Genomic DNA, 23,938 nt, shown 5'->3' on the forward strand with positions numbered 1-23,938 from the left:
AGCCAAATCGTGCAACTAATGAATCCCACCAAAAGGCGGGATCAATTTTCTGTCCAGCTGAAGCCGGATTGCGACAACCCACCGGGTTGTCGCTACGTTTCGGCTGATCTACGATCAGCCAAAACGTCCCGATACGTAGCGCTCGGCTTCTTCGTTCTGGGGGTTGTTGAACATGGTGGTGGTATCGGTGAAGTACTCCAGATGGCCGGGCTGGCCGACGGCCTTCAGGTTGAAGAAGGCGGTGTAGTCGGCGATACGCGCGGCCTGCTGCATGTTGTGCGTCACGATGACGATGGTGTAATCGTTCTTCAGCTCGTTGATCAGATCCTCGACGGCCAGGGTGGAAATCGGGTCGAGCGCGGAGCACGGCTCATCCATCAGCAGCACCTGCGGGTGCACGGCCACGGCGCGCGCGATGCACAGCCTCTGCTGCTGGCCGCCCGACAAGCCGATGCCGGGATTGTCCAGACGATCCTTGACCTCGTTCCACAGGTTCGCGCCGCGCAACGCCCACTCGACCAGATCGTCGGCGTCCGACTTGCTGATCTTGCGGTTGTTGAGCTTGACGCCCGCGAGCACGTTCTCGCGGATGGACATGGTGGGGAACGGGTTCGGGCGCTGGAACACCATGCCGACGTCGCGGCGCACGGCCACCGGGTCGACGTCCTTGGCGTACAGGTTCTTGCCTTCGAGCAGCACCTCGCCCTCGCAGTGCGCGCCGGGGATGATCTCGTGCATGCGGTCGAGTGTGCGCAGCACCGTCGACTTGCCGCAACCGGAGGGGCCGATGAAGGCGGTGACCTTGTTGGCTTCAATGTTGATGTTCACATCTTCCACGGCCAGGAAGCTGCCGTAATAGATGTTCAGATGATTGACATCGATGCGTTGTCCCATGAGATGTTCCTTGAATTGATTGAAGTTTACGACGTTTCTTGCTTTGCGTTTGCCTTGCGTGCCGGCTGGCTCACCGCTCGGATTTGACGGCGAACACCTTCGCCACCAGGCGTCCGATGAGGTTCAAGACGAGCACAATGAGGATCAGCACCAGAGCGGCGGCCCAGGCGCGTTCCATCGGAATGGTGGTGACGCACGAGGCGTCCGCACCGGCCGGGCAGGTCGCGTTGAGCTTGGAATATTCCTGATAGACATAGACCGGCAGTGTGGTCATCTGCCCGCCGAACAGGTTGAAGTTCGTGGAGACGATGAAGCCGGCCGTCATCAGCAGCGGGGCGGTTTCGCCGATCACACGCGCGATGGCGAGAATGCAGCCCGAGACGATGCCCGGCAATGCGGTGCGCAACACGATTTTGGTGATGGTGCGCTGTTTGGTGACGCCCAGCGCATAGGAGGCCTCGCGCAAATCGTGCGGCACGATCTTGAGCATTTCCTCGCTGGACTTCACCACGGTCGGCAGCATCAGCAGCGAAAGAGCCACGGAGCCTTCGAAGCCGTTGATGGTGCCGGGGCCGATGAGAATGGCGAACATCGAGAACGCGAACAGACCGGCCACGATGGAGGGAATGCCGCTCATCACGTCCACCAGCAGGGTGATGGCGCGGGCGAGCTTGCCATGGTTGGAATATTCCACCAAGTACACCGCGCACATCAGGCCGATGGGAATCGAAATGACCATCGCGCCAAAGGTGATCTCCAGCGTGCCGATGATGGCGTGCAACACACCGCCGTAGCCGCCGGAAGGGGTGGCGTTACCGCCCACCACACCGGTCATGTTATAGCTCAAAAAGTTCAGGTTCAGACGCTTGGCGCCGTTGACGATGGTGGTCCACAGCACGGAGACGAGCGGAATCAGCGCAATCACGAAGGCCAGCGCGATCAGCACCTTCATGGCGGCGTCCTTGCGTTTGCGCGCGGCCACGAAGGAGCGGGTGGGCTTGAACTTGTCGAAGTCGATGACGGGCGCGCCGTCCATCGGGGATTCTTCTGCCATCATGCACTCGCTTTCTCGGTGATCTTACGGGCGATGAAGTTCACCACGAAGGTGATGAGGAACAGCACCAGGCCGGTGCCGATCAGCACCGAGACGCCCAGGGAGTTCGCTTCCGGGTATTGCGCGGCGATATTGGCCGCGATGGTCTGGTTCTGGGAGGCCTGCAACAGTTTGATCGAATAGTTCAGGCCTGGCGACAGAATCATCAGCACGGCCATCGTCTCGCCCAGCGCGCGGCCCAACCCCAGCATGGAGGCGGACACGATGCCCGACTTGCCGAACGGCAGCACGGCGAGCTTGATCATCTCCCATTTGGTGGCGCCGAGTGCCAGCGCCGCCTCCTCCTGCAGGCGCGGGGTCTGCATGAAGATGTCGCGCGACATGGAGGTGATGATCGGCAGGATCATGACGGCCAACACCACCGCCACGGTGGCGACGGTGCGCGAGGGGTTGGCGGCGGGGCCGGCGAACAGCGGAACCCAGCCGAAGGTTTCCGCCACCCAATTCCAGAACGGGAAAATCGAGGGCACCAGCACCAAGCCACCCCACAAGCCGTAAATCACCGAGGGGATGGCGGCGAGCAGATCCACCACGTAACTTAAAGCGGTGGCGAGCTTCTTGGGGGCGTAATGCGAAATGAACAGCGCAATGCCCACCGAGATGAAGAAGGAAATCACCAGCGCCAGCGCCGACACCAGCACGGTGCCGAACAGCAGCGGGCCGACATACTCCCAGAAATTGGTGGCTTTGCCGCCGGTGAAGTTGACGATGGTCTCGCTGTTGGCCTTCTGGTCGCCGCCGATGAGCGGCCAGGCGCGGAACAGCAGGAACAGCGCCACCGCGGCGAGCACCAGCAGAATGAGGATGCCGCAGCCGTAGGCGATGCCTTTGAACACCTTGTCGGCGGCTTTGCCTGAAGGCCGGCTGACAGCCGTGTTGTCTTGCGAACTCACAGGTTCTCCTTGAAACGAAACGTTGGTCTCCCGCTGGCGTCAGGGGCAAGCGGAGGGTGGTGACGTGCGAGCCGTTGCAACCACCCTCAGTCGAGCTTACGCCCGCCAGCCCCCGTTTTCGTCAGCGGGATTCCAGGTCACTTGGTTTCGATGGCCTCGATGGAGGCGCTGATTTTCTTGGTCAGGCTGCTGGGCAGCGGCGCGGTGCCGGCCGCCTGCTGGGCGGCTTTCTGGCCTTCGTCGCTGGTGACGTAGGTGAGCCATGACTTGGCGAACTGGGCAGTCTTTGCGTCCTTGTAGGCCGGGCAGACGATGTCATAGGAGACCAGCACGATCGGATAGGCGCCGTCCGCTTCGGTGTTGTGGTTGAGCTTGACGACCACGCGGTTGTCGCCATTGGCGGAGGAATCGATTTCGGAATCCTCGACCACCTTGGAGCCAGCTTCGGCGGAAATCTCGGTGTACTTGTTGCCGACCTTGACGGCCACGGTGCCGAGAGTGCCCACCTGGGAGAAGTCGGCGTAACCGATGGTGCCGTCGGCCTGCTTGACGGTGGAAATCACGCCGGAGGTGCCCTTGGCGCCCTGGCCGACCTCGTTCGGCCAGTTCTCGGACAGGTCATACCCCCACGCGTCGGGGGCCACGTCCTTGAAGTAGCTCACGAAGTTCTGCGTAGTGCCGGACTTGTCGGAGCGGTGCACCACGGTGATCGCGGTGTCGGGCAGGTCGAGATTCTGGTTCTGCGACTTGATGGCCTCGTCATTCCACTTGGTGATCTTGCCGTCGAAAATCTTGGCAATGGTTTGCGCGTCCATGTTGATGTGCTTGCCCGCGTCCGAGATGCCCTTCAGGTTGAACACCACGGCGATCGGAGAGACATACACCGGCACGTCGAAGGCGGTGCCGGAGGCGCACACCTCCTTGGACTGCTCGATTTCGTCGTCCGCGAGCGCCTTGTCGGAGCCGGCCCATGCGGTGGCGCCAGTCAGGAAAGTGGACACGCCCGCGCCGGAGCCGGAGGGGTTGTAGGCGATCTTGGCGTCGGGGTTCGAGCCTTGGAAGCCCGCGATCCACGCATCGACGGCGGCCGACTGGGAGGAGGCGCCGGCACCGGCGAAGTCGCCGGAGATCTTGGTGGTGGTTTCGGCGGTGGAGCCGCTGGACGACGTGGTGGCGGTGTTGTCACCGCAAGCGGCCAAGGAGGTCAGCAGCCCCAAGCCACAAACGGCGGCCAGCGAACGAACGAAAACATTCTTGCTCATAATTCTTTTCCTCTGTCAACTTTCGTGGCGGCGCATATTCGCACCGCCGTTCTTCATGACAATTACCAGCCTATGTGCGCCGCGGGCACCGCCAAACCAAACTCGGTGAACGGAAGATGAACAATTGCCCACTTTCACCCCCACCCGCTCCACCACACCCCATGGCGCGGTGTTCCCATGGCGCGGTATTGGCTAAATATCAACGTTTTACGGCGACGCAACGCGGGAAGAACACCGCGCCATGGAAAATTACGGGGTTGGGGCGTCGATTTTGTAGCCTAGGCCGCGCACGGTGGTCAGGTATGTGGGACGCGCCGGGTTTTCCTCGATTTTGGCGCGCACGCGCTTGACGTGCACGTCGAGCGTTTTGGTATCGCCCACGTAATCGGCACCCCACACGCGGTCGATGAGCTGGTGGCGCGTGAGCACGCGACCCTTGTTCTGCATCAGGTATTCGAGCAGCTCGAACTCCTTGAGCGGGAAGAACACCGACGCGCCGCGCACACTGACCTGATGACTGCCGACGTGCATCACGATGTCGCCGCACACCAGCGGCAGGTCGTCGTCCGGCGCACCCGAGCCGGCTTGCTGGGGAGCTTGGTTGCGGCGCATCACCGCGCGGATGCGAGCCAACAGTTCGCGGAAGGAGTACGGTTTGGTGACATAATCGTCTGCACCGATTTCGAGGCCCACCACCTTGTCGATTTCCGCGCTTTTGGCGGTGAGCATGATGATCGGCACGCGGCTTTGCTCGCGAATGCGGCGGCACAGCGCGGTGCCGTCGATGCCGGGGAGCATCAAGTCGAGCAACACCAAGTCGACGCCGCCGTGGGTGAACAGCTCCAGTCCCTCCTCGCCGGTGGCCGCGGCGGAGACCTCGTAGCCTTCGCGGGTGAGCTGGTAGATCAGCGGCTCGCGGTAGGATTCCTCGTCTTCCACAACAAGAATGCGGGTCATGATTGCCTTTCCTCCTCTTGACTGGCGACCTCGGGCAGTTCGATGGTGAACGTGGAGCCTTCGCGCTCGCGCGACCACACCGTGATGGTGCCGCCGCAATCCTCGACGCAATGCTTCGTGATGGCCAGCCCCAAACCGGTGCCGCCTGTTTGCCTCGAGCGCGCCGGGTCAACGCGATAGAAACGCTCGAAAATGCGGTCGATCGAGGCGGCCGGAATGCCGATGCCCTGGTCGATCACGCGAATCGCGACCGTGCCGCCGGGCTGATTCGGCTGGTGTTGCCGGGTTATCGCGATGCGCACGGTGGTGCGTTCCGACGAATAATGAATGGCGTTCTCGATGAGGTTCTTCACCGCCGTGGTGATGGCTGATTCGTCGCAGCGGATGGTGGCGTCCGGTTCGCCTTCGGTTAGCTCGTCGGCCACCGGTTTGCCGTCGAAGGACGGCACGAGTTCGATGTGCCTGTTGTGGGCTTGCACGCGATTCGCTTCGATGGCCGCGCGCACGACGGCCAACACCGACAGACGTTTCGCCTCCAGCGTGCCGCGTGCATCCTGCGCCTTTTGCAAGTCGATAAGCCGTTGCACCAGCTCGGTCAGGCGTTCCGATTCCTTGGCGACGCGACCGGAGAAATACCGCACGGCGTCTGGGTCGTTGGCGGCGTCGGTGATGGTTTCAGCGAGCAATGAAATCGCGCCGGCCGGCGTCTTGAGTTCATGCGATACATTCGTGACGAAATCGCGGCGCATATTGGCGAAACGGCGCTGTTCGCTGATATCGCTGACGAAGATGGCATACTGATCGCCACCAATCTCGCTGACACGCACTTTGAGATACCGTGCGCTGGTGGGAGCGGTGTCACCGGCACGCATGCCGCGGCCTGAATGTTCGCCGCTGGGTTGCGTCGCGTCGAAAGGCAACTGAATCTCGCGCTCACGAGTCCGCCCGTCGCCCGCCACCTGAGCCAGCATGCCGCTGACGTCCTCGTTGCGCAACCGACCGGTGTCGGTGAGACCGAACGGGGCAATATCCTCGCGTTCATATAGCACCGCGCCCTCGCGGCCGACCAGCGCCACCGCTTCAGGCAACGCGCGCACGAACAGCTCCTCGGCCTCGCGCACCGAGGGGTCCTCACCGAACAACGCGGGAGCCGGCGCAACGGTTTCATCCGTATCTTGACGCACCCGCCCGCCATGCTTGAAACCCAAGTAATAGGCGACAAACACCGCCGCGAGCGCCGCAATCACCGCAAGAATCAACCACTGCATGCCGTCGCCTTCGGATATCCCACATACACATTCCGTCTCCCACACTAGCGAATATCAAACGCAACCCGCTCCCCGCACACTAAATTCATCCACTGTTCACTTAACCCACCACCACCCATGGCGCGGTGTTTTTTCCATGGCGCGGTATGCAAAAACGTTGGAATATAAGGAAAACCGCGCCATGGGAACACCGCGCCATGGGAACTGGGGGCGGGTTATAGGCGACGGATGATGTCGAGGGTGAGACGGGCGGCGGTGACGGCGTATTCGCTGATGTCGAAAACCTTGAACGTCTCGTAGTCGGTGTCGGCGTTGTCGGACAGGGCGCGGACGACCAGCGCCGGCACGTCGTTGCGCGCGGCGACCTGCGCCACGGCCGCGCCCTCCATTTCCACCGCGTCGGCACCGGTTTGGGCGATCACCTGTTCGACCTTGACCGGGGTGTCGACGAAATAGTTGCCGGAGGCGATAATCCCGGTGATGTGCGTGATGCCGGCCGCCTGAAGCGCCTGGTCCGCAAGGCTCAACAGCCGCGCGTCGCTGTGGAATTCCTCGACGGGTTGGCTGGCCGTGCCGGGCTTCCACTGACCGACCAAGCGCATGTCGGTGTCGAGATAGCGCAACGTGCCGCCGAGCACCACATCGTTGACGTGCAGATTCTTGTTGAGGTTGCCCGCGATGCCGGAGAAAACCACGGCTTGCGGCTGGTAACGGTCGATGAGATGCTGCGTGGTGGCGGCGGCGGCCACCAAACCCATGCCGCCCACCGTGGCGACGACGTTCACCTGCTCGCCCGCGTTGGTGGTGAGTGCGCCGCGCGCGACGGACAGGCTGGCGGCGGTGGCGCATGTGGTGCCGGTGAGCGCGGCGGCGATGGCGGATATTTCCTCGTCAAGCGCGCCAATGACGGCGATTGTCGTTGCCATGGGTGTTCCTTTCAACTCCATCTGCGCGTTGCCACGGCTTGCGCGAGTTCGCGGAGCAATTGTTCCGTGTCGTCCCAGCTCAGGCAACGGTCGGTGATCGACTTGCCATACACCAGTTGGTCGAGCGGGGCGGCCGGCTGGTTGCCTCCTTCGATGAAACTCTCCATCATCACGCCGGTGATGCCCCGCTCCCCCGCGGCCAAGCGTTCGGCGATATCGCGCACGACCTGGGCCTGTTTTGCCTCGTCTTTGCCGGAGTTGCCGTGCGAGCAGTCAACAATCACCCCATGCGCGGCGGCCGAGTCTGCCGACACGCGCGAACGAATGGCCTCAAGCGCCGTCGCGACATCCTTCGTGCTGTAATTCGGCCCGGAAGTCGAGCCGCGCAACACCACGTGGCAGTCCGGGTTGCCCAAGGTCTTGACCACCGCGGCACGGCCCATGTGGTCGACGCCGAAGAACGTGTGCTGCCCGGCGGAAGCCAGGCATGAATCGGCGGGTGCCGTAATCGAACCATCCGTGGCGTTCTTGAACCCGATGGGCATGGACAGGCCGCTCGCCAACTGGCGGTGCACCTGGCTCTCGGTATTGCGCGCGCCAATCGCCCCCCAGCTGACGGCATCGGAAATGAACTGCGGGCTGGTGGGTTCCAAAAACTCGGTGGCCACCGCAAGCCCTGTGCCCAACACGTCGAGCAGCGTGCGTCGCGCCAACAGCAGACCTTTGCGAATATTGCAACTGCCGTCGATGTCAGGGTCGTTGATCAGCCCCTTCCACCCCACGGTGGTGCGCGGCTTTTCAAAATACACGCGCATGATAATGAGCAACTGCTCACCCAGCTCGTCCTTCAGACGCGCGAGACGACGCGCATAATCAAGCGCGGCCGCCGGGTCATGCACCGAACAGGGGCCGACGATCACCAACAGGCGATCATCCTGGCCATACAGGCACGCGCGAATCTCATCACGCGAATAGGCGACAATCTCCTGGGCCGTTTCGCTCAACGGCAGTTCGGACAACACCTGCGCCGGCGTGGGCAACACCTCGAACTCAAGCACGCGGCGGTTCACAATGCGACTGATGCCAACCTGATCCTCCCAGCGTGGCACATCGGTGGCGACGAGGGGATTCTTGCCCTCATCCATGGCCTGACGAATCGCGCGCATCTCCTCGGGGCGGTTCAGCGGCTGCGACGCCAGCGGGCGGCTGGCATCATGCTGTTGTTGCATCTGCTATTCTCCTTGACGATCCTCCCCCAAGAATAGCTCACGCTTGGTTTCGCACCTGCATTCATGCTTGATTTCGCGCCCAACTCACGCCTGGCCGCTGAGGGTCAGCATGATCAGCAACGCGTTCAAGGCGATAATCGCCACGGCGATAACGATGAACAATATATGTTGCAACAGGCCGTTTGCCCATTTGCCCATAACGCCTTTGTCGTGCGTGTATCGCATCAGCGGCACGATGGCGAAGGGGATGCCGATCGAGAGCACCACCTGGCTGATCACCAGTGCCTCGGTGGGATTGCGCGCGAACCAGAGCACCACCAAACCGGGCACCAGCGTGACCAGACGACAGGCCGGCATCGGCGCTTTGATGCGCAACAGGCCGCGCATGATCTCCGAGCCGGCGTAAGTGCCCACCGACGTGGAGCTCAGGGACGAAGCCAGCAAGCCGACCGAGAAAATCGTGCCGACAACCGGGCCGAGCACGGTCACGATGGCATGTTGCGCGCCTTCGATGGAGTCGGTGCCCGTCATGCCATACAGCGAATTGGCCGCGAGAATCAGCAGACACAGATTCACCGAACCGGCGAACAGCAGCGCCCACACCACGTCGATTTTCGCGCCGTGCAGCAGACGCGCGATGGGCGGTTTACTCTGGCCGGGGGTGTAATGGTCGTTGACGAGCGTGGAATGCAGGTAGATGGCGTGCGGCATGACGGTGGCACCCAGCATGGATGTGGCCATCAGCACCGAATCGCTGGTGGTGAAGCGGGGAATCAGCCCGTGCGCGACATCAAGCAGGTTGGGCGGGTCGAAAAACAGGCCGGCGATGAAGCCGAACGCAATGACCAGCAGCAGCGCGATCACCGTCTTCTCGAATATGCGGTGGGTGCGGCCGCCCTCAAGGCGCAACAGCACCGTGGACACCACGCCGATAATCAGGCCGCCGATGAACAGCGGGACGTCGAACAGGAGGTTGAGCGCGATGGCACCGCCGATCAGTTCGGCCAGGTCGGTGGCGATGGCGATGACTTCGGCCTGCATGAAGAACATGAAGCGGCCGGCGTCGCCCATGCGCTCGCCGAGCAGTTCGGGCAGGGATTTGCCGGTGACCACGCCCAGTTTGGCGGATTGGTATTGGATGAACACGCTCATGATGTTGGCGAGCACGAGCACCCACACCAGCAGGTAGCCGTATCTCGCGCCGGAGGTGATGTTCGCGGCCACGTTGCCCGGGTCCACATAGGCGACGGCGGCGACGAACGCGGGGCCAAGCAGGCCGGCGAGTGTGTGCTCCTTGCCCGGGGCGCGCTCCCCGGCGGGTGTGGCGGGCAGCGCGGCGTGTTCAATCTTCTCGTTGCTCATTTTGCTCGTATTGCTCGTATTGCTCGTATTGCTCATAACGAAGCGACAGTGTAGTGTCGTCGCATTACGGGGTGCACACACCCTTCGGATGCCGTTCGGTCGCGGCTTGAGTCATGGCTTCAGCCGCCATTCCTCGTCTCTCACTCACCCGGCAGGGGTTGGCCGGGGCAGGAGTGGAGCACCGTGAGCATGGCGTCCTTTTCGTTGGACGTGACGCTTAGGGAATATTTCGTTTTCACGCCGATCTGGCGCGCCACGTAATCGCATCGGTAGCTGGCATTGGCGGGCAGCCAGTAGGCGGCCGAGGCGGAACCTTTATCTTGATTGGCCGGGCCGTCCACCGCCAGCAGATTATAGGGGTCGTTGCCGAAACGATACCGCTCGGCTGTGCTCCACTGGTCGGCACCCGATTTCCAAGCGTTTTCGAGGGCGACCACATGGTCGATCTGCACCGCTTGGCTGGTGCGCTGGCCTCGCACGAACTGGATGGTCGTGCCGGTGTAGGGGTCGTCAAGCGTGCCGGAAGCGACCTTGCAGGAGCCGGCGTATTGGTAGGTGACGTTCTTCAAATCGCGCGTCAAAATCTGTTCGCGCACATCGCAACCGTCGCCATCGTCGTCAGTCTTGCGAAAGCCGAACAGGTTGCGGTCATATTCCGCGGCGCTTTGGCTACTCTCCACCGTCAGCTTGTTCAGCGCGTCCGCGGCGGAGCCGGTGGCGGTGTTCTGACCCGTCACCTGCGCCACCGTGAGGCTCAGACGCGGCAACAAGAGTCCCGCACCCACGCCGACGAGCGCCGCGGCCAACAACAGAATGGCCAGCCGTCCCAGCGGGCTGGATGGGTCGAAACGACGGCGCGAGAAGTGCGAGCGGCGGTTCATCTTGTCTCACGCACCTTACGCATAGGTGAACGTCAGCGGATCATGGCCGGCGCGGGTGGGGCCGTCGAGCGCGTCGATGGCGGCATGCTCGTCGGGGTCCAGCGCGAACGAGAACAGGTCGAGATTTTCCCTCTGACGTTCGGCGTGCACGGACTTGGGGATGATGATGGTGCCGTTTTCGATATGCCAGCGCAGAATCACCTGAGCGGCACTGACCTGGTGGGCGGTGGCGATTCGCTCGATCACGCCATTGCCGGCGTTGAGGTCGGCACCGCGGGCCATCGGCGAATATGCCTCCACCGCAATGCCGTGTTCCTCACAGAAAGCGACCACTTCCCGCTGTTGAAACGTGGGGTGCAGCTCGATCTGGTTGACGGCCGGATATTCGCCGGTCTGGGCGTGCAGTTTCTCCAAATGCTCGGGCAGGAAATTGCACACGCCCAAGGTCTTGACGCGGCCCTCTTCGCGAAGCCTGACGAACGCCCGCCAAGTGTCGCCGGAACGCCAGTCGAATGGTGTGGGCCAGTGAATCATGTACATATCCACATAATCGAGTTGCAGCAGGCCGAGCTGCCGGTCGAACGCCTTGAGCGCGGAATCATAGCCCTGCTCGGAATCGCGCAGTTTGGTGGTGACCCACAAGCGCTTGCGATTTTCACCGGTAAGACAGCCGGCTTCAGCCAGCGCGCGCCCCACGCCGCCCTCGTTGTTGTATCCGGCCGCGCCGTCGATGTGGCGGTATCCGGCTTCAAGCGCGCTTTCGACCACGGGTGACACCGCCTCGTCGTCGATGCGCAACACCCCGAGGCCGATCTGCGGGATGCGGTTGCCGTCGGCGAGCGCGATATCGGGCACATTGGTTGGGCCGATTGGATTGGTTGAGGTGGCTGGGGTGGTTGGATTGGTTGGATTGGCGGCCATGCGGGTTCCTTTATTGACTGCTGGGACTTTCTGTAACTTCCAGCATTTTATCCTCGTTTGGCTCCTTTCCGATAACGACCTCACCATTTCATCATCGTGCCAGCGATGCGCATGGCGGATTCGCGGTGGGAGACGAGGATCACCGCCTTGGTTGCGGGTTTCGCGCCCTGGGAGGAAGCGCCGTCTGCTTGCGCCGCCGTCTCGCCGCCGCGCGCGAGTGCGGCGATGGATTTGAGAATGATGGCCTCGTTGAGCGTGTCGAGGCGGCTGGTCGGCTCGTCGAAGAGAATCAGGTCGGCATTGCGCAGAAAAACGCGAGCCAGACCGATGCGCTGACGTTCGCCTTCGGAGAGGCGGTCGCCGAGTTCGCCCACCGGGGTGTCGAATCCACTTGGCAGGGAATCGATGAAATCAAGGACGGAAGCCTTGCGGCAGGCTTGGCGCATGCGGGCGTCAAGCGTCTTCGGCCCCAACGCAAAAGCGACGTGCGGCGGCAAAGCGAGCAGAAGATTGTCGCGGATGGTGCCGTCGAACAGATGCGTTTCCTGACTCATCACAGCCTGCACACGGCGGCGGCGATGCGCGTCGACATCAGGCAACGGCGTACCCGACAGGCTCACCGTGCCGGATTGCGGATCCCAATAGCGCATAAGCAACTTCAGCATGGTGGATTTGCCGCGACCTGACGCCCCCTGCACGCCGAGCACACCTTGGGAGGGCACGTCGAGCGAGAAGCCGGCAAGCACGGGACCGCTTGCGGTATTCGGGTATGAGAACGTGACATCATCACAGCGCATGCCTTGATATTCGGGGGTGGCCTTGCCCCGTTCCACAACAGCGGGTGCCTCGTCCATCAACGCGAACAGGCGGCGAGCCGCGGCAAAGGTTTGGGTGAGGCTGGCGGGCAACGCGGCGAGCGCCAAGGTGGGGCCGAAGGAACTGGCGAACAGCACGAATGCCGTCGTCAAAGCGGCAACCGGGGTGGCGTCGAAAGCGACGATGGCGGCCAAATGCATGCACAGGCGCGCCGCCAGCACCGTCAACAGCAACACCAACACGCCACCGATGGCGGAAAATCGCCCGTTGACACGGCTGAGCTTGTCATGGCTCATTTGCAACCGTCTGCTGTCGCGCGAGATGCGGACGACGCGCTCGCGCCCGCAGCCGAGCCCGATGATTTCGCCAAGGCCGCGCATGTCATCGAGCATGATGTCGTCCAAATCGGACGCTTGGGAACGAATGGCGGGCCCGAGGTGACGCACGCCCATTGCAAAGCATTTCGGCACAATCACGCCAATCACCAGATGCGAGGCGATCAGCAGCAGCGCCATCCATGGGTTGAGCGTGGCCAGCGCGATGGCGCAGACGAGCGTGGTGGTCACGGCGATGACCACCGGGGAGATCGTGTGCGCGAAGAAGATTTCAAGCAGCTCCACGTCCGTGGTAAGCGTGGCGATAAGCTCGCCTTTGCCGTGACCTGCAAGTTTGGCCGGGGCGAGGCGGCGCAACGCGGCAAAGGCCTTGGAACGCAGCAACGCGAGCAGGCGGAAGGCGACGTTGTGATTCAGGTATTGCTCGATGTATCGCATGGCGCCGCGCGTCACGGCACACAGCACCATCAACGCGACGGCGAGCGGCGCACCCATCGACCACACCGGAACGCCCACGAGCGCGAACAGCGCGACGATACCGAACACGGACAGGAATGTGGCGGCCAGATGCCCGAGGGAACCGGCCACGCATGCGGCGATCATCAGTCTTGAAAGCGGGCGCGCTTGGGCAAGCAAACGCCCGATGAGCGCATATGGCGTGCTCGTTGATCGGTGTGCCTGATGACGACGCAGTCGGCGGCGAGAAGGCGGGGTGCGCTTCGCGGCTCGCACGGCGGCTTTCTGCGGTTTGCCGTGGCCGGTTCGGCTCGTCCGGCTCATCTGACTCGTCTGGCTCACATGGCTCACAGTCTGCTGAACCGGCGCAATGGTTTCGATATCTCGTTGCGCCGTGTACAGCCTGGCATACGCGCCGTGCGCCGCCATCAATTCGGCATGTCTGCCGGTTTCGGCGCTCCGGCCATTCGCAAACACCACGATTCGCGCGGCGTGCTCGGCATTGGCCATGCGGTGGGTGATCATGATCACCGTTTTGCCGCGAACTTGCGCCAAATCGTGAATCGCTTCGAGGATCAACGATTCGCTGTCGACGTCCACGCTGCTGGTCGCTTCGTCGAAAACATATATCGCGCTGTCGTGCAACAGCGCACGGGCGACGGCGATGCGCTGACGCTGGCCGCCCGACAGGTTGGCCGCGTCCGGCTCGATGATGAAATCAAGACCGGCCTCTTGAGACCGCACGAAATCGGCGATTCGCGCGCGATCGAGCGCATCCCACAGCGCGTCGTCGCTCGCCTGGGGATTGGCCATCAGCAGGTTCTCGCGCACCGTGCCCGCGAACAGATGACTGCGCGCCCCCACCAGCGTGACGGCATGAGACAGCGCATCACCCGACAATGTCGAGAGTTCCACGCCACCGATGGTGAGCGACCCGCCATAGCCGGCGCGCATGCCGGTCAGCAACGCCGCGGCCGTGGATTTGCCGGAACCGGACACACCCACAATGGCGGTGAGTTCGCCGGGATTCGCGGTGAATGACACGTCTTGCAGCGCCGGTTGCTCGATATCGGGATAGGAGAACGAAACCCGATCGAATACCACTCGCTGCGACTTCACGCTGGCCGGCAGCTCCCGCGCGCCTCGCTCGGGTTCGGGCGCGTCGAGCAGGGCGAAGATGCGTTTGGTGGAGGTCATGCCGTTCATGGCCATATGGAAGTAGGAGCCGAGCTGTCGCAAGGGTATGAAGAAGTCGGCGGACAGCAGCACAATCAGCAACATGCCGCTCAAATCCAGCGGCACCGACGAAACGCCGGGATGAATATACTGCCACAGCGCCACGCCGATGCCCGCCGCGGTGCCGCCATACGCCACCACATCCATCGCGGACAGCGAGCGCAACTGAATCTGCAACACGCGCATCGTCATGACGCGGAAGTTCTCGGCTTTCTCGTCCATCTCAACCGCGGCGCGATCGTCCGCATCGAAAGCCTTGAGCGTCTCCAACCCTTGCAGATTGTCGAGAAATGCCGCGCCCATATCGGTGTAGCGCCCCCAATAGCGCTTGAAGGCGCGGGCGGCGTTCATCGCCACCAGCCCAACAATCAGCACAATCAGCGGAGCGCATGCCAGCAGTGTCAGCGCGGTGGGTATGTTGAGCGGCGCAATCACAGCGAACAGGGTGAGAGGCGCCAGCACCGCATACAGCAACTGCGGCAAAAACAATTCGAAAAAGCTCTGAATCTGCTCGATGCCTTCGCCGGCCGACTGCACGACATCGGAGGTGTTCACCCTGACGGCGTAGGAGGGGCCGAGCGCGAGCATTTTGCGATACAGCTTCACGCGCAGCACAAGTTTGACGCGCCCCGAAGCCTCGGTGCCCAAGCGGGTGGCCATGACGGTGACGACGTAGCGAATCATCATGCACACGACGAGAACGCACACATACAGCGCGCGGTCGGCGCGAGAGACCTCCGGGCCGCCGACGAAGAGCATGCCGCCTATCAGCGTGACCAGTGTCGTCATGAATCCGATGTTGGCCAGCAATCCAATCCACAGGCACACCACTTTGCCCGCGACCAGCCGGCCAAGCCCCGGCGCCAATCGGAACAGTCGTTTGTCAACCATAGCCATGCCACCCGTCGTGCCCTGCGTGTCGTATCCCGCTCAACTGTAGCGAATCGACGCGAACCTGCACAAGACCCAAAGCGCGGCCCCATAGACTTCCACATGAGCCGGCCGCGCGATTAAGGGCGCTACCCGACCTCGAAGAAGCCGCATAGCGCCCTTAACCGCATCGCCAATGGCAAGAATGGATTTGTGTTCTACTAGAAGCAGAACGCCGGAACCACACCCAAGTTCGTGCCTGCATACCTATGGCTGTTCGGATAGCCGTCCGGATCCACGGTCATAAAGGAGAGTTTATCGCCTGGATCCGGAGACCTCTGCCACCAAGATTCAGCATTGCTGCCAGTCGGACTATCGTCAGAACGAGTCCAAGCCATCGTCGGAGGCAGAGTCACATTAATACCGTTCGCATTCTTGAGGTTCTTTGTCCAATACATATACTGCGAGCCTTCGGTAAGTCCACCAAGCTCGTGCCGGTATTTGCTCGTGCCGGTAAGCTCGCGATAGGACGCCAGCCACAGACTGTCGTGCGTCATCAAGACATTGGTGTTCTGATTGCCGAACGTGGTTCTCTTGCGCACTTTCTTGACGCGCTTCTGCATTCCTTCCGACAGCCTGTTCCAGATGTCACCATCGCCCATGCCGGGGTTCATCCTCCTGCGCAGCCAGGAGTCTCTCCAGCCGCCATGGTTCGTATTCGTCGCGTTCATCGGATATGCATTCGGCAAGGAATGTACTGTTTGGAGCGTGGCGTTCGAGCCGTCATTGTCATGGTTGCCGATATGGATGAACCGAGCCTCCAGATAGTCGGTGGCGCTCGCGCCATTGCCGATCTTGGTATAGAGGTGGTACTTGTCGCTGTGCATCAGGTCCGTATATTCGGTCATGACCGAATTGTCGCCGGCTCTGATTCTGTCCATGTCGTTGTCGATCTGGTGCTGGGTCTTATGTGGCGCGTGCTTCAATGGGTCAGGGTTATCGATATTGCCCTCACCAATCCAGTAGGCCATCCACTGCGCGTAATATGTCACGTCGTCTTCAGGCACCTTCTGGCCCGGCTTGACCTCCTCACCAGTGCCGTCTGCCTCCGTATTCCACCCCATGAACACAGTATGAGTCCACGTCGGGGCGGTTTGCGGGCCGTTCGCCATCTCGCCCAACCCAACGGTCTCGTGATGTGTCTCGCTGGCGTCCGGGAACTGACCTCCATTCCCATTCCATGTGACCGTGTAGGATATGCGTTCCCATTGCGCGGTGTGCTTGGTTACTATGCCGTCAAACACGCCTGTCGGAGCGGGATCCCAACCGGTGAATTTGTAATTCTCGCGCCTCAGATTCGTTGGGGCGGTATATCCCGAGCCTTTGGGGCCGGTCAGTTTCTTGGATTTTCTGCCCTCCTCATCTACTCCCTCGGCGTAGTCGAATTCCACCGTCACCGACACGCCTGGCTGATATTGGGCGGTAAACGTGACATCATGATTGGGCATCGTCAGGTCGAGCAGCTCTTCCGGCTTATATGTCTGGCCGTCATCGGAATACTGCCAGCCCATGAATGTGTAGCCATCTCCAGCAGTCACTGTGGGAGCCATGACTCCCGCAGCGCCCAGCTTCTGGCCGGCTTTCACATCGTAGTCAGTCCGGCCAATTATCGACGTGCCGTGGTCTCCGATGTTGAACGCCACGATATACACGTCAGGAACCGGCAACGGCTTGGGGAAAGGACTGGGGTCAGGGCCCGGCGGCACGGGCATGGAATCAGCTTTGTATGAATAATCCACTGTCACTGTAAGCTCCTTATGTTTGGTGGCGCACAGCGTGTCTGCCAGCGCCTTGGGTAAATGGGTTTCTGTCCAACCGGCCGTCGTGGAATCGCCGGCCTTGACAATTCGGCCTACCAAGAGGCTCTGCCATGTCACGTCGTCGGACACCGTCACTCTTTCGATTGTGAGGTCATGGCTGGAACCGTTTCTCAACGTCAGCGCAGGAACCGTCGGCTTACCGCCGGCACCCAACGTTGCTTCAGTCTCCGCCTTCAGGGTCACATTCGGCAGATTCGCCTCAGTGGCATGCGCGTCACCCGTCGCCAACGCGAACGAAGACGCCAGCATGGCCACCGCCAGCACCGTCCCCGCCACACGCAACGACACCGCACGCGCACCACGCCCCGAACGCGCCAGCGCAAAGCCGCCCAGCGCCAACGCAGCCATCACACACAACAGCACACCCACGCCAGCACCGGTGGCAGCCAGCACGCGAGCCTCGACACCGGCAGGGCCGGGCACGACGCAGCCGTCGGGAGCCACCAGTCGCAGCGTCGTGGAGACCGAACCCCTACCCCGCTGAGCCCGAGCCAACGCCGGCGACACGGCAAACCATGCACCCAACGACACAGCCAGACAACACGCCACAGCTACACCCAGCACACGCGCCGCAACCGGCACACGGGAAGACCTGTCCAAAGACATATCCTCTAAACTCCTTAAACTCCTCCAAGGTTCCGCGCCCGCTTAAACATTCGCTCAAGGAGGGACGCAAAACCGTCCAAACTCAGTGGGAAGGTTCCCATCCGCACACCTCACGCGCGCACAAATCTCACGCAAGATGCCACATGCACATCGGTAGCACCGCAAGATGCCCCCACAACAACACCCCACATCTCTCCGTCGTGGCGTTGTATCTTGCGATCTTTGATTTTTCTGCGGTTTTTCGGTTTGTTGAAAACGGCACGGGGCTATTGCCACGCCCTCGCACCAACCTTCTGGAGACAAGCAGAAGACCAAATCGGCCGGATGCAAGAGGATATAAAAGAACTGGGTCCCGATTCTTCAAAAGAATCGGGACCCAGTTCTACAAACGGGCGATCTGATGGAATCAGCTACGCTCGGAAGCCTCTTCGGTGGCGGCCTCGCCTTCGCGCTCCACGCGAATCTTGTGACCTTCGGCCTGAGAGACACCATAGTACGCGGCCACGGCGATGTCCTTCATGTCGTTGATCAGCGGGATGCGCGGGTTGGCGGGCGTGCACTGATCCTCATAGGCGCGCATGCCGGCCTGATCGAGGATGGACCAGAAGTGCTCCTCGTCCACACCGCAGTCCTTGAAGCTCTTGTTCATGCCGAGCTTGTTGTCGCGGTAGTCCTCGACGGCCTTCGCCAAGTTCTCGACGCCTTCGGCCGGGGTCTTGCCCGGGTCAACGCCGAGGTTCTTGGCAATCTCCTGATAGCGTTCGGGCGCAATGTACTTGTTGTACTTCGGCCAGCTGGTCGGCTCCTCGGGAATCTGTCCGTTGTAGCGAATCACATACGGCAACAGGATGGAGTTGGTGCGGCCGTGCGCAATGTGCAGCAGCGCGCCCAGCGTGTGGGCCATGCCGTGGCACATGCCAAGGAACGCCGAGCCAAAGGCCATGCCAGCCATCGTGGCGGCGTTGTGCATCTTCTCCTGCGCCTCGGTCTTGGCCAGGCCGGGTTCGCCGTTGACGGATTCCGCCAGGTTGTCCCAGATGAGCTTGGCCGCGTGCAACGCCATGCCGTCGGTGAAGTCGTTGGCATAGACGGACACATAGGCCTCCATCGAGTGGGTGAGCGCGTCGAAGCCGGCGTCGGAGGCGAGCTTCTTCGGCTGGGTACGCGCCAGCACCGGGTCGACGATGGCGACGGACGGGGTGAGCGCGTAATCGGTGATCGGGTACTTGTAGCCGGTCTTGTGATCGGTGATCACGGCGAACGGCGTCACCTCAGAACCGGTGCCGGAGGAAGTCGGCACGCACACCAGCTTGGCCTTCTTGCCCAGCGGCGGAATCTTGAAGGCGCGCTTGCGGATGTCGAAGAACTTCTCGCGCACGTCGGAGAAGGCGATTTCCGGGTGCTCGTAAAGCAGCCACATGATCTTGGCCGCGTCCATCGGCGAGCCGCCGCCGACCGCGATGATGGTGTCCGGCTCGAACTCCTCGCGCATCATCTCGGCACCCTTCTCGACCGTCTCGACGGAAGGCTCCGGCTCGACGTAATCGATGATGCGGAAAGTGACGCGGTTGGAGCGGGCGCGCAGCTGGTCGATGATCTTGTCGACGATACCGAGCTGCTCCATCACCTTGTCGCACACGATGACGGCCTTCTCGATGCCATACATGTCGCGCAGATACTTGATGGCGTTCGGCTCGAAGTAGGTCTTTGCCGGGATCTTGAACCACTGCATGTTGTTGTTCCTCCGAGCGATGCGCTTGATGTTGATGAGGTTGACGGCTTGCACGTTGCCGGACACGGAGTTGCCGCCGTAGGAACCGCAGCCCAGGGTGAGCGAGGGGGCGATGGCGTTGTAGATGTCGCCGATGCCGCCCAGCGAGCTCGGCTGGTTCCAGATGATGCGGCATGCGTGCATGCGCTGGCCGTATTCGCGCACCAAGTCCTGATTGTTGGTGTGGATGGCGGCGGTATGGCCGGCGCCGAGCTTCAGCATCTGCTCGGCCATCTCGAAAGCCTGCTCCTTGTTATCGGCCTTGAGCACGGCCTGAACCGGGGCGAGCTTCTCGTGGGTGAGCGGCTCGTTGTCGGAGACTTCCTTGCATTCGGCGGCGAGAATCGTCGCGTCGGCGGGAATCTCGAAGCCGGCGGCCCTGGCGATATATTGCGGGGACTTGCCCGGCACCACGGAGTTGAGCACCGGCTTTTCGCCACTGCCCGCCACGCAGCCGAACATGTATTGCTCCAGTTTGGCCTTTTCTTCCTTGTTGACGAAGTAGGCCTTGCGAACTTTCAGTTCCTTGACGAGGTCCTTATAGACATCCTTGTGGGCGATGATGGCCTGTTCGGTGGCGCAGATCATGCCGTAATCGAAGTGCTTGGAGAGCACCAGATCGTTGGCGGCGCGCACGATGTCCACATCGGAGTCGACGTAGGCCGGGGCGTTGCCCGCGCCCACGCCCAAAGCGGGCTTGCCGGAGGAATACGCGGCCTTGACCATGCCGGGGCCGCCTGTGGCGAGGATGGTGGCGATGCCGTCGTGCTTCATCAGCGCGCCGGTGGCCTCGATGGAGGGGTGCTCGATCCACTGGATGCAGTTGGCCGGCGCACCAGCCTCGATGGCCGCATCACGCACGATCTTGGCCGCCTCGACGGAGCACTTCTGCGCGCCCGGATGGAAGCCGAAGACGATCGGGCAACGGGTTTTGAGCGCAATCAGCGACTTGAAAATGGCGGTGGAGGTCGGGTTGGTGACCGGGGTGACGCCCGCGACCACACCAACCGGCTCGGCGACTTCGTCAATGCCCAGCACGTCGTCTTCGCGGATGATGCCCACCGTCTTCTGCCCCGCCAAGTGATTGGTAATGTGCTCACAGGCAAAGATGTTCTTGGTGGCCTTGTCTTCCACAAGCCCTCGGCCCGTCTCGTCCACGGCCATCTTGGCGAGCACGAGATGCTTGTTCAGCGCCGCCACGGAAGCCTTGGCGACAATACGATCGACTTGCTCCTGATCGAGCTTTTCGAATTCGTCGAGGGCCTTCAGACCCTTCTTCACCAGAGCGTCAACTTCAGCTTCGGCTGCGGCCTGCTTGGCCTCGGGGGTCGGCTTTTTGGTTTCTGCCACTTTCGATCCTCCTCAATCGAGATTGGAATGTGGTGCACGTTCAATTGCTGATTGCGGCAGCGGGCTTTGCGGGCCGGCCACCGAATCGTTTGTGACCTGCATCACAATATACAAGGACACCCCCACCTTTCCCGTTCTTACGCGGGTTGTGCGTTTGGTCTCATATTGTGTGCGATTGATGGTAGAAATCGATATTTTTTGCACGCAATACCGTTCATCGAAGCTTGGAGGGGGTGTTTCGCTCAGGCCTCGCCTACGCACAGCCCACTGGGCTGTGCGCTTTACGGCTCGGCGGATAGGGCGAGATTCGAACTCGCGGAGGCTTGCGCCTCAACGGTTTTCAAGACCGTCTCCTTAGACCGCTCGGACACCTATCCCTATGTGCGGCGTTAAACGCGCACAAGTGTGTATTATATCAGGCTTCCCACTTGGTGGGTTCGATGACTTCCCTGCCACCCATGTAGGCGCGCATGGCCTTGGGGATTTCAATGGAGCCATCGGCCTGCTGGTGGTTTTCCATGATGGCGACGAGCCAACGGGTGGTGGCCAGCGTGCCGTTCAGAGTGGAGACCGGGCGGGTCGAGCCATCTTCGGCGCGCTCACGGATGTTCAGACGGCGGGTCTGATATTCGGTGCAGTTCGAGGTGGATGTCAGCTCGCGGTATTTGCCCTGCGTCGGCACCCATGCCTCGCAGTCGAACTTACGCGCGGCGGAGGAACCGAGATCGCCGGCGGCTGTGTCGATGATGCGATACGGCACCTCCACCTTGGCGAGCATCTCCTGCTCCATGGCCAGCAAATGCTCGTGCTCCTTGTAGGAGTCCTCCTGCTTGGCGTAGACGAACATCTCCACCTTGTCGAACTGATGCACGCGGATGATGCCCGCAGTGTCCTTGCCGGCGGCACCGGCCTCGCGGCGGTAGCAGGAACTCCACCCGCAATAGCGCAGAGGGCCATTGCCCAAATCGAGAATCTCGTCCTCGTGCATGCCGGCGAGCGCCACCTCGGAAGTGCCGACCAAATACTGCTCGTCCGGTTCGCGCAGACGGTAGATTTCGTCGGAATGCGAATTGAGGAAGCCGGTGCCGCGCATCACCTCGGGGCGCACCAACGTGGGGGTGATGGCCAGCGTGAAGCCGTGTTCCTCGGCCTGATCGACGGCCATGGTGAGCATGGCGATCTGCATACGCGCCACCGCGCCGCGCAGGAAGTAGAAGCGCGAGCCGCCCACCTTGACGCCACGGCGCATATCGATGCCGGCCACACCCTCGCCCAGCGCGAGATGATCTTTCGGCTCGAAGCCCTCGGCAGCGAAGTCGCGAATCTGACCGACCTTCTTGACGACGACGTAATCGTCCTCGCCGCCTTCCGGCGCCTCGGGTTCGACGATGTTCGACAGCTTCCACATGGCCGTGGTGTATTCTTCGCTCGCCGCGTCGGCGGTGGCCTTGTATTGCGCAACCTTCTCGCTCAGCTCCTTGGTTTCGGCGATCAGCTTGGCTTTCTCGTCCGCGGGGGCGGCGGCCACTTTCTTGCCGATTTCCTTCTGTTGGGCGCGGGCCGTCTCATATTCCCTCAGCGCGGTGCGGCGCGTTTCGTCGGAGGTGAGCACTTCGTCGACGAGTTCGACCGACTCGCCGCGCTTGCGCTGGGATTCCTTGACGATGTCGGCATGTTCACGAATAAATTGAATATCAAGCATGAATCCTAAGCCTAGTGCCGTGTGGCGACGCTGTCCGCGCGGTTCGTGCAGGATTGGCGGGGATTCATCACAGAAGCGTTCCGTTGGGATTGGTTCTCGGCAAGAATGGGAACCATGCCCCGACCAGTGTTCATCATCATCGTGATTATCGCCGCCGTAGCAGCCGTGGCCGCTCTTGCGCTTATCGGCGTGCGCGCGCGACGACGCCGCAAACTGGCTACTGTGCTGGTCAAACGCAATAACGACAAGGTGAAATACATCTTCATTATCAACCCCTCGAAACCGCAGGCGGCCGAGCAACGGGTGTACATTAAACAATTCTGCGAACAGCATGGATTCAAGGACATCGAGTTCATCGAAACCCGGCTTGACAAGGATGGGCGCGCGTGCGCGTTGGAAGCGCTGGAACGCGGCGCGGACGTGGTGGTGGCAGTCGGCGGCGACGGCACTGTGCGCACGGCGGCCAGCGCGCTGTCGGGCACCGGGCATGCGCTCGGTATCGTGCCGATTGGCACCGGTAACCTGTTCGCCCGCAATATGGGCATTCCCGTGGACGACATCGATGCGGCGCTCACCGTGGCCACCTCGCATGGATCGCGCAATGTGGATATGGGGCGTCTGAGAATACTCGACCGCCCCGAGGAAGATCACGGGCACGCCTTCCTCATCATCGCAGGAGTGGGGTTCGACGCGGCAATGGTCGACGACACCAACCCCGAACTGAAGAAGAACATCAGCTGGATGGCCTATTTCGTGGGGGCCGTGAAGAACCTGTTCACCCCCAAATACCGCGGCACGATGACCATCACCAGCGCCGATGGCAGCACGCATTCCACAAAAGACCTGACGTTCCGCACCTTCATGGCCGGCAACTGCGGGCAGATTCCCGTGTTTTCGCTGATGCCGCTGGCCTCTTGGGACGACGGCATCCTTGATTTCGAGGTGATTGACACGTCGGGAGGCATCATCGGCTGGGCGAACCTGTTCGGCGATGTGGTGCACCAAACCATCACCGGCAAAGCGGAGCAGAACCCGCTGTCCACCAACTCCACCGTCGATCAGATCCAAGGTGTCAGCGCCGAACTGACATTGGAGAAACCGGCTCTGGTGCAAGTGGACGGAGACACGCTCGGCGAGACGAAACATATCCGCTTCGACGTGGAAAAGCGCGCCTTGTGCGTGCGCGTGCCCGAACAGAGCTAGACCGAC

At 61.7% G+C, this 23,938-nt stretch carries 16 protein-coding genes and 1 tRNA gene; 1 reads left to right on the forward strand and 16 read right to left on the reverse strand.

From position 1 onward, the window contains the following. Window positions 1–114: 114 nt before the first annotated feature. The 16 genes from pstB to serS all read right to left on the reverse strand — a co-directional run bounded on the left by pstB (window position 115) and on the right by serS (window position 22,729). The gene (gene pstB, locus G1C94_RS00940) at window positions 115–894 is read right to left on the reverse strand and encodes a phosphate ABC transporter ATP-binding protein PstB (protein WP_172143809.1); all 780 of its coding nucleotides are present in this window, start codon (window positions 892–894) and stop codon (window positions 115–117) included. 70 nt (window positions 895–964) lie between these two features. Continuing rightward, on the reverse strand, window positions 965–1,951 hold the full coding sequence (gene pstA, locus G1C94_RS00945; protein ID WP_172143810.1) for a phosphate ABC transporter permease PstA: 987 nt from the start codon (window positions 1,949–1,951) through the stop codon (window positions 965–967). Continuing rightward, window positions 1,948–2,901, reverse strand: coding sequence for a phosphate ABC transporter permease subunit PstC (gene pstC / locus G1C94_RS00950; protein ID WP_172143811.1), 954 nt, complete (start codon window positions 2,899–2,901; stop codon window positions 1,948–1,950). The genes pstA and pstC overlap by 4 nt, the downstream gene beginning before the upstream one ends. A gap of 137 nt (window positions 2,902–3,038) precedes the next feature. Beyond that, window positions 3,039–4,163: a phosphate ABC transporter substrate-binding protein PstS gene (gene pstS, locus G1C94_RS00955; RefSeq protein ID WP_172143812.1), complete on the reverse strand. Its 1,125-nt coding sequence runs from the start codon at window positions 4,161–4,163 to the stop codon at window positions 3,039–3,041. A 249-nt stretch (window positions 4,164–4,412) separates the two neighbouring features. Next, window positions 4,413–5,120: a response regulator transcription factor gene (locus G1C94_RS00960; RefSeq protein WP_172143813.1), complete on the reverse strand. Its 708-nt coding sequence runs from the start codon at window positions 5,118–5,120 to the stop codon at window positions 4,413–4,415. Beyond that, entirely contained in the window at window positions 5,117–6,388 is a 1,272-nt protein-coding gene (locus G1C94_RS00965) for a sensor histidine kinase (RefSeq protein ID WP_172143815.1), read from the reverse strand. The genes G1C94_RS00960 and G1C94_RS00965 overlap by 4 nt, the downstream gene beginning before the upstream one ends. Window positions 6,389–6,603: 215 nt before the next feature. Further along, on the reverse strand, window positions 6,604–7,314 hold the full coding sequence (mtnN, locus tag G1C94_RS00970; RefSeq protein WP_172143817.1) for a 5'-methylthioadenosine/S-adenosylhomocysteine nucleosidase: 711 nt from the start codon (window positions 7,312–7,314) through the stop codon (window positions 6,604–6,606). 11 nt (window positions 7,315–7,325) lie between these two features. Continuing rightward, window positions 7,326–8,543 carry a 3-deoxy-7-phosphoheptulonate synthase gene (locus tag G1C94_RS00975; RefSeq protein ID WP_172143819.1) on the reverse strand — a complete coding sequence of 406 codons (1,218 nt, stop codon included), beginning with the start codon at window positions 8,541–8,543 and terminating at the stop codon, window positions 7,326–7,328. Between the two features lie 84 nt (window positions 8,544–8,627). After that, window positions 8,628–9,905: an Nramp family divalent metal transporter gene (locus tag G1C94_RS00980; RefSeq protein WP_172143821.1), complete on the reverse strand. Its 1,278-nt coding sequence runs from the start codon at window positions 9,903–9,905 to the stop codon at window positions 8,628–8,630. Window positions 9,906–10,045: 140 nt separating this feature from the next. Further along, window positions 10,046–10,786, reverse strand: a complete 741-nt coding sequence (locus tag G1C94_RS00985; protein WP_172143823.1) for an HNH endonuclease family protein — start codon at window positions 10,784–10,786, stop codon at window positions 10,046–10,048. A gap of 15 nt (window positions 10,787–10,801) precedes the next feature. Continuing rightward, window positions 10,802–11,707 carry an aldo/keto reductase gene (locus G1C94_RS00990; RefSeq protein ID WP_172143825.1) on the reverse strand — a complete coding sequence of 302 codons (906 nt, stop codon included), beginning with the start codon at window positions 11,705–11,707 and terminating at the stop codon, window positions 10,802–10,804. A gap of 80 nt (window positions 11,708–11,787) precedes the next feature. Continuing rightward, window positions 11,788–15,441: a thiol reductant ABC exporter subunit CydD/CydC gene (locus tag G1C94_RS00995; protein ID WP_172143929.1), complete on the reverse strand. Its 3,654-nt coding sequence runs from the start codon at window positions 15,439–15,441 to the stop codon at window positions 11,788–11,790. Window positions 15,442–15,641: 200 nt separating this feature from the next. Further along, on the reverse strand, window positions 15,642–17,906 hold the full coding sequence (locus G1C94_RS01000; protein WP_172143827.1) for an InlB B-repeat-containing protein: 2,265 nt from the start codon (window positions 17,904–17,906) through the stop codon (window positions 15,642–15,644). A gap of 406 nt (window positions 17,907–18,312) precedes the next feature. After that, a complete protein-coding gene (adhE, locus tag G1C94_RS01005) occupies window positions 18,313–21,027 on the reverse strand; it encodes a bifunctional acetaldehyde-CoA/alcohol dehydrogenase (RefSeq protein ID WP_172143829.1) in 2,715 nt (904 codons plus the stop codon). Between the two features lie 292 nt (window positions 21,028–21,319). Continuing rightward, window positions 21,320–21,404: transfer RNA gene (locus tag G1C94_RS01010), tRNA-Ser, on the reverse strand. A 38-nt stretch (window positions 21,405–21,442) separates the two neighbouring features. Beyond that, window positions 21,443–22,729 (reverse strand): serine--tRNA ligase, encoded by a 1,287-nt coding sequence (serS, locus tag G1C94_RS01015; RefSeq protein WP_172143831.1) that lies wholly within the window; start codon window positions 22,727–22,729, stop codon window positions 21,443–21,445. 114 nt (window positions 22,730–22,843) lie between these two features. On the opposite strand from serS, the gene G1C94_RS01020 reads away from it, so the two are divergent. Further along, window positions 22,844–23,932 (forward strand): diacylglycerol/lipid kinase family protein, encoded by a 1,089-nt coding sequence (locus tag G1C94_RS01020; RefSeq protein WP_172143833.1) that lies wholly within the window; start codon window positions 22,844–22,846, stop codon window positions 23,930–23,932. Window positions 23,933–23,938: the final 6 nt, after the last annotated feature.

Origin of the sequence: Bifidobacterium panos, assembly GCF_012932445.1 — a bacterium.
Classification (GTDB): Bacteria; Actinomycetota; Actinomycetes; order Actinomycetales; family Bifidobacteriaceae; genus Bifidobacterium; species Bifidobacterium panos.

What these genes read in the sequence shown, in the direction of transcription:
- pstB (WP_172143809.1), bottom strand. Translation starts at nt 894, where the DNA reads ATGGGACAACGCATCGATGTCAATCATCTGAACATCTATTACGGCAGC.
- pstA (WP_172143810.1), bottom strand. Translation starts at nt 1,951, where the DNA reads ATGATGGCAGAAGAATCCCCGATGGACGGCGCGCCCGTCATCGACTTC.
- pstS (WP_172143812.1), bottom strand. Translation starts at nt 4,163, where the DNA reads ATGAGCAAGAATGTTTTCGTTCGTTCGCTGGCCGCCGTTTGTGGCTTG.
- G1C94_RS00960 (WP_172143813.1), bottom strand. Translation starts at nt 5,120, where the DNA reads ATGACCCGCATTCTTGTTGTGGAAGACGAGGAATCCTACCGCGAGCCG.
- G1C94_RS00965 (WP_172143815.1), bottom strand. Translation starts at nt 6,388, where the DNA reads ATGCAGTGGTTGATTCTTGCGGTGATTGCGGCGCTCGCGGCGGTGTTT.
- mtnN (WP_172143817.1), bottom strand. Translation starts at nt 7,314, where the DNA reads ATGGCAACGACAATCGCCGTCATTGGCGCGCTTGACGAGGAAATATCC.
- G1C94_RS00975 (WP_172143819.1), bottom strand. Translation starts at nt 8,543, where the DNA reads ATGCAACAACAGCATGATGCCAGCCGCCCGCTGGCGTCGCAGCCGCTG.
- G1C94_RS00980 (WP_172143821.1), bottom strand. Translation starts at nt 9,905, where the DNA reads ATGAGCAACGAGAAGATTGAACACGCCGCGCTGCCCGCCACACCCGCC.
- G1C94_RS00985 (WP_172143823.1), bottom strand. Translation starts at nt 10,786, where the DNA reads ATGAACCGCCGCTCGCACTTCTCGCGCCGTCGTTTCGACCCATCCAGC.
- G1C94_RS00990 (WP_172143825.1), bottom strand. Translation starts at nt 11,707, where the DNA reads ATGGCCGCCAATCCAACCAATCCAACCACCCCAGCCACCTCAACCAAT.
- G1C94_RS00995 (WP_172143929.1), bottom strand. Translation starts at nt 15,441, where the DNA reads ATGGTTGACAAACGACTGTTCCGATTGGCGCCGGGGCTTGGCCGGCTG.
- G1C94_RS01000 (WP_172143827.1), bottom strand. Translation starts at nt 17,906, where the DNA reads ATGTCTTTGGACAGGTCTTCCCGTGTGCCGGTTGCGGCGCGTGTGCTG.
- serS (WP_172143831.1), bottom strand. Translation starts at nt 22,729, where the DNA reads ATGCTTGATATTCAATTTATTCGTGAACATGCCGACATCGTCAAGGAA.
- G1C94_RS01020 (WP_172143833.1), top strand. Translation starts at nt 22,844, where the DNA reads ATGCCCCGACCAGTGTTCATCATCATCGTGATTATCGCCGCCGTAGCA.